Annotated in this window: 11 protein-coding genes and 2 tRNA genes; 6 read left to right on the top strand and 7 right to left on the bottom strand. The window is 56.8% G+C overall.

Features of this window, described 5'->3' with window-relative positions; all coding sequences use genetic code 11:
• Positions 1-175: 175 nt before the first annotated feature.
• Positions 176-853: a LexA family protein gene (locus QOL81_RS05640; protein ID WP_060420100.1), complete on the top strand. Its 678-nt coding sequence runs from the start codon at positions 176-178 to the stop codon at positions 851-853.
• 99 nt (positions 854-952) lie between these two features.
• Here QOL81_RS05640 and QOL81_RS05645 read toward each other — a convergent pair.
• The 4 genes from QOL81_RS05645 to QOL81_RS05660 form a co-directional block, all read right to left on the bottom strand.
• Positions 953-1,028, bottom strand: a tRNA-Thr gene (locus QOL81_RS05645).
• Between the two features lie 6 nt (positions 1,029-1,034).
• Positions 1,035-1,122, bottom strand: a tRNA-Ser gene (locus QOL81_RS05650).
• Positions 1,123-1,279: 157 nt separating this feature from the next.
• Positions 1,280-1,609: an osmotically-inducible lipoprotein OsmE gene (osmE, locus tag QOL81_RS05655; protein WP_019453681.1), complete on the bottom strand. Its 330-nt coding sequence runs from the start codon at positions 1,607-1,609 to the stop codon at positions 1,280-1,282.
• Positions 1,610-1,736: 127 nt separating this feature from the next.
• On the bottom strand, positions 1,737-2,204 hold the full coding sequence (locus tag QOL81_RS05660; protein WP_070915333.1) for a nuclear transport factor 2 family protein: 468 nt from the start codon (positions 2,202-2,204) through the stop codon (positions 1,737-1,739).
• Between the two features lie 107 nt (positions 2,205-2,311).
• Here QOL81_RS05660 and QOL81_RS05665 point away from each other — a divergent pair, with 107 nt between their 5' ends.
• Entirely contained in the window at positions 2,312-2,890 is a 579-nt protein-coding gene (locus QOL81_RS05665) for a TetR/AcrR family transcriptional regulator (RefSeq protein ID WP_283439746.1), read from the top strand.
• Here QOL81_RS05665 and QOL81_RS05670 read toward each other — a convergent pair.
• Together QOL81_RS05670 and ompC are read right to left on the bottom strand one after the other, a co-directional pair.
• Positions 2,884-3,300: a VOC family protein gene (locus tag QOL81_RS05670; protein WP_047730203.1), complete on the bottom strand. Its 417-nt coding sequence runs from the start codon at positions 3,298-3,300 to the stop codon at positions 2,884-2,886. The genes QOL81_RS05665 and QOL81_RS05670 overlap by 7 nt on opposite strands.
• A 149-nt stretch (positions 3,301-3,449) precedes the next feature.
• Entirely contained in the window at positions 3,450-4,580 is a 1,131-nt protein-coding gene (gene ompC, locus QOL81_RS05675) for a porin OmpC (RefSeq protein ID WP_049200197.1), read from the bottom strand.
• Positions 4,581-5,278: 698 nt separating this feature from the next.
• Between ompC and QOL81_RS05680 the strand changes: the two genes are divergently transcribed.
• From QOL81_RS05680 to rcsB, 4 genes are read left to right on the top strand one after another with little or no spacing between them, the layout of a single operon-like run.
• Positions 5,279-5,683, top strand: coding sequence for a DUF4186 domain-containing protein (locus QOL81_RS05680; protein ID WP_404948176.1), 405 nt, complete (start codon positions 5,279-5,281; stop codon positions 5,681-5,683).
• A 54-nt stretch (positions 5,684-5,737) separates the two neighbouring features.
• Positions 5,738-6,892, top strand: a complete 1,155-nt coding sequence (locus tag QOL81_RS05685; RefSeq protein ID WP_197826847.1) for an MFS transporter — start codon at positions 5,738-5,740, stop codon at positions 6,890-6,892.
• Positions 6,893-6,912: 20 nt separating this feature from the next.
• Complete coding sequence (gene rcsD / locus QOL81_RS05690; RefSeq protein ID WP_141959793.1) at positions 6,913-9,615, top strand: phosphotransferase RcsD; 2,703 nt, start codon at positions 6,913-6,915, stop codon at positions 9,613-9,615.
• A complete protein-coding gene (rcsB, locus tag QOL81_RS05695) occupies positions 9,608-10,258 on the top strand; it encodes a response regulator transcription factor RcsB (RefSeq protein WP_004935900.1) in 651 nt (216 codons plus the stop codon). Before rcsD ends, rcsB begins: the two co-directional genes overlap by 8 nt.
• A 61-nt stretch (positions 10,259-10,319) precedes the next feature.
• On the opposite strand, the gene rcsC is transcribed toward rcsB, so the two are convergent.
• Entirely contained in the window at positions 10,320-13,181 is a 2,862-nt protein-coding gene (gene rcsC / locus QOL81_RS05700) for a two-component system sensor histidine kinase RcsC (RefSeq protein ID WP_060420089.1), read from the bottom strand.
• Positions 13,182-13,283: the final 102 nt, after the last annotated feature.

Below are 13,283 nucleotides of genomic sequence, written 5' to 3' on the forward strand. Positions count from 1 at the left end.
AGGGCTCCATGTCGCTTACCGACGTCGGTCGAGCCGTTGTGCTGCTCGGCGTGCTCGCCGAGGAATGCCGCACCAGATACTGTATAAATAAACAGTATCAAGTATACCCAGAGGTATCTTTTTTTCAATAGCGAAAAGCCATTTACCTGCAGCTAAATTTAGGTACGATGGCCTCATGAAAAACGAGCAAAAATTGCACCTGCAGGAGATGCGGCGAGAGCGCCTGATCATCCTGATCGACAACCTCGGCGTCGGAGGCCAAAAGCGCCTTGCCGAGGCGCTCGGCATTGCAGCTGACTATGTCTCTCGCCTGCTCTACCCGTCGGGCAAGAAAGGAAAAAAAGGCATCAGTGGCGATATGGCGCGAAGGATTGAACAGTACTTCGCCGTGCAAATCGGCTGGCTGGACGGCCTGGAGCAAACCGGGCTACGCCCCGCCAGGAAGAAGGCCGCGCAGGCCCCGGGTAAAACGCTGCCGCTGTTGGCGTGGACACTGCCGTTGTCTCACGAACAGCTGAACAAAGGGACGGCCGTCCACTACCCGGCGATGGTGCAGTGCAGCGTTCAGGCCTACTGGCTGCCCGTGCGGGATGACACGATGAGTGGCTCTACCGGCGCCAATTACCCGAAGGGCGCCTTGATACTTGTCGAACCCACTGCGGCCGGCATAACCGAGCTCGTCTCCGGCGACAAGGTGATAGCGAAACGCTGCGACAATGCTGAGCTCACCTTTAGAAAGTATGTTGAGGAAGCAGGGCATCGATGGCTTAAGGGGAGCATGCCGGACTGCCCGGCGCTGAATGCCGATGAGTACGCGATTATCGGAGTGGTGCTTGGCGCCTGGCTGCCCTAGCCCCGTACACGCCGCGTTGGGAACGGCATAAAGCAAAAAACCGCCAACCTTGCGGCTGGCGGTTTTTTTGGCACTCAGGGTGCCGGTACTGCTTTATCATGGTGCCGGCTACCGGAATCGAACTGGTGACCTACTGATTACAAGTCAGTTGCTCTACCTACTGAGCTAAGCCGGCTGAATTTGGCGGAAGGACAGAGATTCGAACTCTGGGAGCTGTTACACTCGACGGTTTTCAAGACCGTTGCCTTAAACCACTCGGCCATCCTTCCAATGGGCGCTGATATTAGCGATACCGTTATGAAATGTCTATCGTTTTCATGCAAAAAAATGGCACAACCGGTGCAGTTGCCTAAACTTCAGGCCTTAAACGCTTAAAAAATGAAAAGCCCCGCGCAAGCGAGGCTTTTTGTGTCGGCCGAAACGCGATTATTTCGGCTGAGAATCGTAGTCTGAACAGGTTTGATAGCCCTTGTTCATGACATGGCCCGTGTCGTTGTAGCTGACAAAGTACGTTTGCACTTTGCCGTCGCGCGGCGCCACCGCATAGGTGTCGCAAGTGCCCTGCGCATGAACCAGCGTGGCGGTGGTCGACGGCGGACCGGCGATAGCCCGCACCTGCTGCTTGGTCATCCCTACTTTGACATCGCTGACCACCGGCTCATTGACATAACTGGTTGCGCGGTCATAGGCGGTGCAGCCGGCAAGAATGGAAAATACCGCCGCAGTGCCGACGGCCAAAACCAACTTCTTCGTCATAGCTTGTCCTCTTGGAGTGCGTTTGTTGTCCCCTAAGTCTAGAAGTGGAAAGGCTTTTCTACAAATTCCCCTTTGTCGATCGGTGCGCTTTTCCTCACGAGCGGCCATCGCGGGCGCGACGTCAGATTCAAAAACCGAAATCGCTCAGGGCCGGGACATCGTCCGGCCGCCGGCCGAGCGGCCAGTGAAAACGCCGATCCTGTTCGCGGATCGGCATGTCGTTGATGCACGCATGGCGGTTGATCATCAGCCCCTCCTGATTGAACTCCCAGTTTTCGTTGCCGAAGCTGCGATACCAGTTGCCGGAATCGTCGCGCCATTCATAGGCGAAACGCACCGCGATGCGCGCGCCATCAAACGCCCACAGTTCCTTAATTAGCCGATACTCCAGTTCTTTCGCCCATTTGCGTTGTAAAAAACCGACTACCGCTGTGCGGCCTTCGACAAACTCCGCGCGGTTACGCCAATGGGTATCGAGGGAATATACCTGCGATACGCGTTCGGGATCGCGACTGTTCCAGGCATCCTCCGCCAGCCGCACCTTCTCGATGGCGGATTCGCGGGTAAAAGGCGGCAATGGGGGTTTAATGCTCATGTTCATCTCCTGAGTGAAGGCATGTAGACAACTCTGTCTACAACATTACGCTAGCGCATGTAGACAGAGTTGTCTACAATCAGTCGGAAATAGCCCAGGAGAAAATGATGACCGCCGATCTCAACGCCTTGCCCACCCGCCAGCGCATCCTGCTGACGGCGCACGATCTGTTTTATCAGGAGGGGATCCGCGCCACCGGCATCGATCGCATCATCAAGGAATCTGGCGTAACCAAGGTGACGTTTTACCGCCATTTTCCCAGCAAGAACGACTTGATTACGGCGTTTTTGGCCTATCGCCACCAGCAGTGGCTAGCCTGGTTCAGCACAGCGTTGGCCAGGCATGTGGCGCAAACCGGCGGGTTGCTGGCGGCGCTGGCGCCCTGCCTGGCGGAATGGTTCGACGATCCGCGCTTTCGCGGCTGCGCGTTTATCAATACGGCGGTGGAACTTGCCGACCTGCTGCCGGAAAGCCTGCACATCGCCAGCCAGCATAAGCGGCAGATGGCGGACGAGTTGGCACGTCACCTGCCCGCCGGCCCACAGCGGGAACAGCACTCAGCGATGTTGGCGATGCTGATCGACGGCGCCATCGTCAGAGTGCAGACAGAGCGGCAACCGCAGGCCGCGCTGCAGGTGCTGAATGCTACGTTGGACATGTTGGCGCAAGGCGGGTTCGATCAGTAATTGGCCCAAATGCCCGGCGTCACCAACTCCAGCAGATGAGCGTCGGGATCGCGAAAATAAATGCTCTCCCCGCCGTGTTCCCAGCGCATCCGCCCCTCTATCTCCACGCCGTTGGCCATCAGATGCCGTTCCCAATGCGGCAGTTGGTCTTTCGCTACCGCCAGCCCGATATGCGCCGGCCCCACGCCATCGTGCGCGGGAATAAACCCGGTCGGATAGTGCGCCCCACGCAGCGAGTCGCCCTCGATAAACAGCAACAATACGCTTCGATCGCCGACGTTATAGGCGCGAAACCGTTCGTTGGCGACCATCGCCGGCAATTGCAGCACCTCTCGATAAAAGGCGTCCGCGCGTTCAATATCGCTGACGTACAGCACCGTTTCGATCACCTTGTCGATCTTGAGTTCCATATCACCTCCGCTCTGTTTGCTGTTCTGACAGCGTAGGCCCAGCGGGGGAGATCCGAAGCGCTTTCCGTGCCGACAACGGATCAATCCGTGCTTTACAGGCAAAAAAAACGCGGCCCGAAGGCCGCGTGATGACGTTCACACTGAGGTGCTTAGAACTGGTAAACCAGGCCCACGGCAACCACGTTGTCGGTGTTGATACCGGCAGCTTGGGTGAAGTCGTTGTTGTCCAGCAGGTTGATTTTGTAGTCAACATAGGTGGACATGTTTTTGTTGAAGAAGTAGGTCGCGCCCAGGTCGACGAATTTGACCAGATCTTCATCGCCGTAGTCCTTACCGTTACCGGCGCGGCCCAGGTCTTTACCTTTGGTCTGGTTATAGCCCACGAATGGACGCAGACCGAAGTCGAACTGGTAGTGCGCGTAGGCTTCAAAGCTCTGCGCCTTGTTGGCGTAACCGAAAGCATCGCTGGTAGAGCTACCGAAGCGCGCCGCGTTGTAGGACTGGGTGAACATCACGGCCAGGTAGGTGTCGTTGGCGTCATATTTCAGGCCACCGGAGTAACCTTCCGCCTTGTCGCCGCGGCCCATAATGTTCTGGTAGCCGCCACCGCCGTTCTGCTCACTGGTGCGGCGAGAGTTGAAGAAGGCACCGGCGGCACTGATGCCGTAGCCCATGTCATAGCTCATCGACATGCCGTAGCCTTCACCGTTCTGACCCAGAACGTCACGGCCGTTGTTGGTTTCTTCTGGGCTGCCGTTCTTACCCTGGTACTGCAGGGCGAAGTTCAGGCCGTCAACCAAACCGAAGAAGCCGTTGTTACGGTAGGTCGCCAGGCCGCTGGAGCGCTGGAACATGAACTGGTCAGCGCCGTAGGTCGAGCCGTCGAACTCAGGCTGCAAGTCGGTGTAAGCCGCGACGTCGTACAGCACGCCGGTGTTACGACCATAGTCGAAGGAACCGTAGTCGCCGAATTTCAGACCGGCGAAGCCGTAACGGGTGAAGTTCTTGTTGTCCTGGTTTTCAGCGTGGTTCAGGTTAGCCTGATATTCCCACTGGCCGTAACCGGTCAGCTGATCGCTGATTTGCGTTTCGCCACGCAGGCCAAAACGCATATAAGACTGATCGCCGTCCGCGCCATCATTGCTGGAGAAATAGTGAAGACCGTCGACTTTACCGTACAAATCCAGTTTATTACCGTCTTTGTTGTAGATTTCCGCCGCGCCTGCTGTGCCTGCAACCAGCAGTGCGGGTACCATCAGAGAGAGTACTCGAAGTTTCATCGTTATTATCCTCGTTAATTATGTCGAGCTACGGCCACTGCCCTTTTCGAGCATTATTAGCACGACTGTGCATTACCATTCTGGTAACAAGGGTTATATTAATCCAGAAAGAAAATGATACCAAGTATCCGATAGTGTTTCATTGTAATTAATAAAGGTTTCAAAATGTAAATACGCGCGAACTTTCACAAAACATTACAGACAAACAAAATAAAGCACTTAAAGACAAAGAATAGATTAATTGATAAAAAATCATGTAGTTATACATATCTTTAAGAAAAAAAAGGCAACCATACAATTGAATCGGGCAATAAGCACATTGTGCCAAAACGCTGTCCGCACGCAGCCGCTATAATCACCTCGCTATCATCATTATTTTCATTATTACCTTCATTACCCGAAGATAATTTCAGCATTCCTTTAACCGGCTTCTGGCCGGTTTTTTATTTTCCTCCACACTCTCCTCACAATTTCAGCTCGTACAAATAGCAAGCAAATAAATAACCTCATGATATAGTTTCACTAATTCACTTCCGCACTAATTGCTAATTTTTTCTGTTATTTTAGTCTACAAATTGAGTTTGCTTTTCATTTCGTGCTTTATCCCGTCCGTTATTTCTCGCCGCAGGCATAATTAGCCGCGGAGTTTCACTTCTGATAGCCTGAAAAAAAGCTCACCCTCAGCGAGTAAAGTCATGATGCCCTTTCAACCCGACGTGCTGTGGCAGCGGCTGCAAAGCTCCCCCTTCCGCGCCCGTTTCCGTTTAAATACCAAAGACCAAACCTACCTTGACGACAAGGGATTGCCGCTGATCCTCAGCCATGCCCGCGATTTCATCGACAGTCGCCTGGCCGCCGCCCATCCTAAAAATGACGGTAAGCAAACGCCGATGCGCGGCCACCCGGTGTTTGTCGCCCAACACGCCACCGCCACCTGCTGCCGCGGCTGCCTGGAAAAGTGGCACGGCATACCGCAGGGTATCGCGCTCGACCAACGGCAAAAGGCGTATATAGTCCAGGCGATCGCCCTGTGGCTGGTGCGCAGAGGCGGTGCCAGAGAGGAACCAAACGCGAATCTTTTCGACCCGGATCGCGGATTGTGATAAAAACTGTCAGTAACTTTCGCCACTCTTTTGACCCAAGATCCTGACGCTTACATGACAGCCACCTTGTGCAATGAACAGCAAACGCCCGGCGTTCCTCAACAGATCGCCACCCGCCTGGCCTTTTTCGTCGCCGGTCTCGGCATGGCCGCCTGGGCGCCGCTGGTGCCCTTCGCCAAAACGCGCATCGGTATCGATGACGGCTCGCTCGGCCTGTTGCTGCTCTGTATCGGTGCCGGTTCCATGCTGGCGATGCCGCTGACCGGTTTCCTGACCGGCAAACTGGGCTGCCGCGCGGTGATCCTGATGGCGGGGCTCGGGTTATGCATCGATCTGCCGCTACTGGCGCTGATGGATTCCCTCGGCGGCATGGCCGTGGCGCTGCTGCTGTTCGGGGCAGCGATCGGCATGATCGACGTGGCGATGAACGTTCAGGCGGTGATCGTCGAACGCGCCAGCGGCAAGGCGATGATGTCCGGTTTTCACGGTTTCTTCAGCATCGGCGGCATTGCCGGCGCCGGTGGCGTCAGCGCGCTGCTGTGGCTGGGCCTGACGCCGCTGCAATCCACCCTGCTTACCGTACTGGCAGTGGTAGCGCTGCTGGCGCTCGCCAGCCGCCATCTGCTGCGTGAGAGCGATGCCGACGACGGCGGGCCGATGTTCGTTTTGCCGCGCGGCTGGGTGATGTTCATCGGCATCCTGTGCTTTATCATGTTTCTGGCGGAAGGATCGATGCTCGACTGGAGCGCGCTGTTCCTCACCACGCTGCGCGGCGTCGAACATAGCCAGGCCGGCCTGGGCTATGCGCTGTTTTCCATCACCATGACGCTCGGCCGGCTCAATGGCGATCGGGTGGTGAACTCGCTGGGCCGCTACCGAGTGCTGCTGCTGGGCAGCCTGTGCGCCGCACTCGGTCTGAGCCTGGCCATCGCCTTCAATCACGCTACCGTGTCGCTGGTCGGTTTCATGCTGGTCGGCCTGGGCGCCTCGAACGTCGTGCCGATCCTGTTCAGCGCGGCGGGCAACCAGCGCGACATGCCGGCCAATTTGGCGATCGCCTCCGTCACCACCGTCGGCTATGCCGGTATTCTGGCCGGCCCGGCGCTGATCGGCTTTATCGCTCAGTTTTCCAGCCTGACGGTGGCTTTCGCCTGCGTAGCCGCCCTGCTGTTGGCGGTCACCGCCAGCGCCAAGGCCGTCACTCGCTGATTCAGGAATGCGCAGCCACTATGCAAAATAAACAACTGACCATCAGCTCCAGCAACATTACCCGCTGCTTCCTGCTGTTTATCGTGCTGCTGACGATCGGCATTGGCCTGTATGGTTACAACTACACCAACGCCTGGCTGGCGGAAAAGAAGTACACGCTGAACAGCATTGCCGGTTCGCTGCAAAAGCGTATCGATACCTACCGCTATATGACCTACCAGGTCTATGACAAATTCGGCAATGCGCCGGCACAGAACAGCGATCCCGGTTTGCAGGAAACCCGCCTGCGGCCCGACGTCTATTATGTCGAGAAGCCGCACAAGAAAACCGACGCGGTGATCTTCGGCAGCCATGACGAGAACACGCTGGCTATGATCGCCAACATCTCGGACTACCTGGACACTCGCTGGGGTGCCAAGACCGAGAACTACGCCATGTATTACCTCAATGGCCAGGACAACAGCCTCAGTCTGATCACCACCCAGCCGCTCAAAGAGCTGGCTTCGCGCTTTCGAGAGAGCTACCTGACCACCTCGGCGGACGAACGCCGCGCCGAGATGCTGCAACAGGCCAACATGCTCGACGAGCGCGAGAGCTTTTCCGATCTGCGCAAGCAGCGTTTCCAGAACGCCTATTCGTTCTCGATTCGCACCACCTTTAATCAGCCGGGACATCTGGCGACGGTGATCGCCTTCGACTTGCCGATCAACGACATCATTCCGGCCAATCTGGCCCGCGCCAATTTCCTGCTGCTGCCGGACGATGTCGATCTCGACGACAGCGCCATTCCGGCGGAAACGGCTCTCGGTACCCATGCGACGATGAGCGGCGGTTGGGTCGAGTTCAGCGCCGCCCTGCCCAATGCGCCGCTGAAGGTGGTGTATCGCGTTTCGGCCATCAATCTGGCCATCGATCTGCTGCGCAACAACATCTGGCTGATCGCGATCAACCTGCTGCTGCTGGCGCTGTCGATGCTGAGCATCTACTTTATCCGCCGCCAGTACATTCGCCCGAGCGAAAACATGGCGGTGGAGCTGGAAGCCGAGCGCGCACTGAATCAGGAGATCGTCTCCAGCCTGCCTTCCGGCCTGCTGGTCTACAGCTTCGCCAACAATACGGTGATCGCCAGCAACAAAATCGCCGAACACCTGCTGCCGCACCTCAGCCTGCAAAAAATCGCCCATATGGCCGAACAACATCACGGGGTGATCCAGGCGACGGTCAACAATGAAGTGTATGAAATCCGTATCTTCCGCAGCCAGCTGTCGCCGGACACCTACCTGTTCCTGATGCACGATCAGGATAAAGAGGTGATGGTGAACAAGCGGCTGCAGCAGGCGCGGCGCGAATATGACAAGAACGTTCAGGCACGCAAGCTGATGCTGCACAACCTGGGCATCGAGCTCAATCAGCCGGTACGCCATATGCACGATCTGGTCGATCGTCTGCGTAACCGGCCGGATGAGGAGCAGCAGCAGGCACTGTTGGGCCAGTTAACCGCGGAGTCGGCTTCGGTGCTGGGTTTGATCGATAACATTACCCTGCTGACCCGGTTGGAAACCCAGGACTGGCAGCCTACGCGCGAACCATTCAACCCGGCGGCGATGGTCGACGAGTTGCTGCTGGAGGCCCTGCCCGCCCTTAACCAGAAGGGGCTGGCGCTGTTCAAGCATTTCCAGCTGGACGTCGAGCAGAACTATATCGGCGACGCCAACGCGCTGCGCAAAGTGATTGCGCTGCTGGTGCATTACGCCATTATCACCACCGCCTGCGGCAAGATTTCGCTGGTTATCGACCATGAGCCCGAGCACCCGGATCGCCTGATTTTCCAAATCAATGACACCGGCTCCGGCATCTCCAACGAAGAGATCAGCAACCTCAACTATCCCTTCCTCAGCCAGACGCTGGTGGACCGCTTCAACCACGGTTCCGGGCTCACCTTCTTCCTGTGCAACCAGCTGTGCAAAAAACTTAATGGCCAGTTGGACATTCGCAGCAAGGTGGATATCGGCACTCGCTATACCATTCGCGTCGCCATGGAGATGGAGAAAAAAGAGCCGCAGGAGCAGGAAAAGCTGCTCGACGGCGTCACCGCCCTGCTGGACGTCACGTCGGATGAGGTGCGCGGCATCGTGACCCGTCTGCTGCAGGCCTACGGCGCCGACTGTCTCGTCGCCGAAGATCGCGCGGTCAACCGCGATTATGACGTGCTGCTGACCGATAACCCACAACGCGCCGATGACTACACCCTGTTGTTGGCGACCGATGAGCCGGGCTGGCAAGCGCTGGAGAAACGCTACATTCGGGTGAACTATAATCTGAACGGCGCATTAATCGACGCCGTGCTGATGCTGATCGAACAGCAAATGGCCGCGCTGGAACAGGAAGAAAGCCCGCTTTCATTGAGCTCAGAAGATATCCAACTCTATGAAAAACAATTGAAATCAAGTGATTACTATGGGCTGTTTGTCGATACAGTACCCGACGATGTCAAAAAACTGTATACTGAGGCGGGCAGCAGTGATTTCAATGCGCTGTCACAAACCGCACACCGCCTGAAAGGCGTGTTTGCCATGTTAAATCTGCTTCCCGGCAAGCAGCTGTGCGAATCGTTAGAACAGCGCATCGCAGAAGGTGATGCGCCCGAGATCGAGAATAACATCAGTCAGATTGATTTTTTCGTCAGCAGACTGCTGAAGCAAGGTAGCCAACAACATGAATAACCTGAACGTAATTATTGCTGATGACCATCCTATCGTACTGTTTGGCATCCGGAAGTCACTTGAGCAAATTGAATGGGTGAATGTCGTTGGGGAGTTCGAAGACTCAACCGCACTGATCAACAATCTGTCCAAGCTGGACGCCAACGTGCTGATCACCGATCTGTCGATGCCGGGTGACAAGTATGGCGACGGCATCACGCTGATTAAATACATCAAGCGCCACTATCCACAGTTGTCGATCATCGTGCTGACCATGAACAACAACCCGGCGATCCTGAGCGCGGTATTGGATCTGGATATCGAAGGCATCGTGCTGAAACAAGGCGCGCCGACCGATCTGCCGAAGGCGCTGGCCGCCCTGCAGAAAGGCAAGAAATTCACGCCGGAAAGCGTCTCTAAACTGCTGGAGAAGATCAGCGCCAGCGGCTATGGCGACAAGCGCCTGTCGCCGAAAGAGAGCGAAGTGCTGCGCCTGTTCGCCGAAGGTTTCCTGGTGACCGAAATCGCCAAGAAACTCAACCGCAGCATCAAAACCATCAGCAGCCAGAAGAAATCGGCGATGATGAAGCTGGGCGTCGAGAACGACATCGCCCTGCTCAACTACCTCTCCTCCGTCAGCATGACGCCGTTGGACAAAGACTAAAGCCCGCCTCACGGCAGGTTAGCACCAAACAGGCACGGCATTCGCCGTGCCTGTTTGCTTTTCAAGCCTCGCTGCGGCTGTAGCGTACCCGTTGGCTGTAGTAAGCCAGCGTCTGTTCCAGCGTCTCCAGCGTGACCGGTTTCGACAGGCAGTTATCCATACCCGCCTCGAGGCAGCGCTGCTTCTCTTCCGCCAGCGCATTCGCCGTCACGCCGATCACCGGCGCGCTGAACTGCATCTGTCGCAGTTCCTGCGTCAGGCGATAGCCGTCCATGTTCGGCATATTGACGTCGGTCAGCACAATATCGACGTGGTGCTGTTTCAGCACGCCGAGCGCGTCGACGCCGTCGTTGGCAGTCACCACCTGATACCCCAGCGATCCCAGTTGATCGGACAGCAGGCGACGGTTGATCGGATGATCGTCAACCACCAGCAGATGAATATCGCCGTTGTCCGCCGCGCTGGCCTTGGCGGGCACCGGCAGCTGCACCAGCGCCTCTGCCGCGCCGCTGCCGACGCCGAACAACCGGTTGAGCAAGCTCAGCGTTTCTCGCGGCGTGGAGGTACTGTGCATCCAATAACCCGGCCGGGTTTCCAGCGATGGGCCGATATGTTCGGTAGAGAATTGGATCTGAGCCAGCAGCGGCGTGTCCAGCATCAGCGGATGATCGCTGAGCATCACCTCTCCGGCGGCGGTCTCTTGGCCGTCATAGCGCTGGATATCGGCGCCGTAGCCCCCCAGAATCGCCATCAGGTAACTTTCCAGCCGCTGATTGCGGATATCCAGCCACAGCCGACGGCCCTGCCAGGTATCGCTGGCCTGCGGGATGGGGAACTGAGCGTTGAACAGCGGAATGCGGATGCTGAACAAGCTGCCCAGACCCGGTTCAGACTCGACGGCGATATCGCCGTCCATCAGGTTGATCAGTTTCTCACAGATAGCCAACCCCAGGCCGGTTCCCTGGAAATGACGCTGCACGCCGGTGCCCACCTGGAAGAACGGATCGAACAGGCGCGAAATTTCCTTCTCCGGAATACCGACGCCGGTATCGCGTACGCTGAACTCCAGATAGCTGCCGCGAGTGCAGACCTGCAGCACGATACAGCCGGTATCAGTGAACTTGATGGCGTTGTTCACCAGGTTGGAGAGCACCTGCTGCAGCCGCACCGGATCGCCGAAAATGCGCTCCGGCACGTTCTGTTCGATAAAGCAGTACAGCCCCAGACGTTTCTTCACCACCAGCGGCAAATAGTTGCCGGCGATATGGGTGATCACCTCCAGGCAGGAGAACTCGCGCGGTTCTATCTTCAGCTGCTCGGACTCGATTTTGGAGAAATCGAGAATATCGCTGATGATTTTCAGCAGCAGGCCGGAAGAGTTGTTCATCGCATTGACCAGCCGATCGACCCCTTGCGGCAGCGCCTTGGTTTGCAGCAAATCGAGGTTGCCGATAATGCCGTACAGCGGCGTGCGCAGCTCATGGCTGACGGTGGCCAGGAACATCGATTTGGACTGGCTGGCCTGCTCCGCCGCCGCCGCCATTTCCTGCAACGACTCTTCCATCTTCACGCGGGCGCTGACGTCCACCAGCACGCAAATCGCCACCTCTTCGTTACGGTAGCGCGAGTGGACAAAGCTGATCTGCAGGTTGTTGTTGTTGCTGGTCATCACATCGACGAAATTCGCCTGCTGTTCACAAATGATGCGCGTAATGCGATCGCGATCTTCGTGGGTCAACAGGTTGATGTAGTTGTGTGCCAGTTCGTTACTCAGGATATTGGTGCCGTCGCTGATGCGCAGGATACAGATACCCACCGGCGCCGAAGCGACGATCTTGCGGTTGAACTGCTCGTGCTCTTCCAGGCGGAAGGCGTTGTCCTCCGCCGGCAGGAACATTTTACGTTCAAACAGCCACGCTAGCGTGAACAGCACGATGGCCGACAGCAGGTTCAACAACAGCGCGTTGAGGATCAGCATTTTGAAGCGTTCTACTACGCTTTTCACCGGCAGCGCATAGACGATGCTCAGCGAAGAAGGCGGCAGCGCTTTCTTCAGGATCAGATCGCGATAATTGTCGACATAGCCGAAGTAGGCGTGCTCTGCGGGATAGCTGTTGAGCGAAGCGGCATAGCGATCGCCGTCCGCCAGGCGCAGCACCGGCTCGTTGTTCTCATCCAGCAGCGTGACGCCGATCGGCAGGTTGCCGGCGGTAACGAAATCCTCCAGCCGAACGGTCTGTTCGATGCCCAGCAGCGCCTCCAGCTTGTTGCCGATATAAATCGGCGTCAGCACATACAGATAGCCGACGTCCGGCCGCTGCGCGCTGGGGCTGATCCAATACAGGTTGTTGTCTTTGTCCAGATTCTTGGCGTTGCGGTATTTCAGAATGCGCTCGTGCAGCGACTTCAGCACGTTTTCCCGATTGGCGCTCGCGTTGCCGCCGCCGAACTCCGCCATACACAGGCTGTCGCCGCCGATGAAGAACACCCGGTTGAGATCGTAGGCCGCCACGAAGTTCTCTTTCCAATACTGGATCAGGCCGCTCAGCGAATCGAGCGAACTGCGGTAGGTGGTGCTCAGCGTGCAGTTGGACTCCGGGTACAGCGGAAAGAATTGCGGCGGGCTGCCCTTGCCGGGAAACACGCCGCTGAACATGTCCAGGCTGCTGACCGAACCGTTGAGACGGTTCTCCGCCATATACTTGATGTCGCGGATGATGTCGGCGGAATGGCGGATGTAGCCCTGCGCCTGATCGAAGTTAAGGTTGTAATCCTGCCGGATATCCGACTCTTTCTGATGCAGGATATTCAGAATATAAAAGGTGGTGAGCAGAGCTCCCAACGACCACAGCAAAATCGCCAGCACCCGGAACAGATAGCGGGATATCTTCAGCGTAGTTCGAAAAGAGGCTAAGTATTTCAATCGGATACCATACGAAAGTCAGTGGCGGTGCACGCATTCGCCGGCGCGGCAGCCGGCGGCTCGGTGCGCCAATTAAACCATATAACTGAAAAAGGGCCTAGC

It is taken from the genome of Serratia sp. CC22-02 (genome assembly GCF_900182895.1).
In the GTDB taxonomy this organism is placed as follows: Bacteria; Pseudomonadota; Gammaproteobacteria; order Enterobacterales; family Enterobacteriaceae; genus Serratia; species Serratia nevei.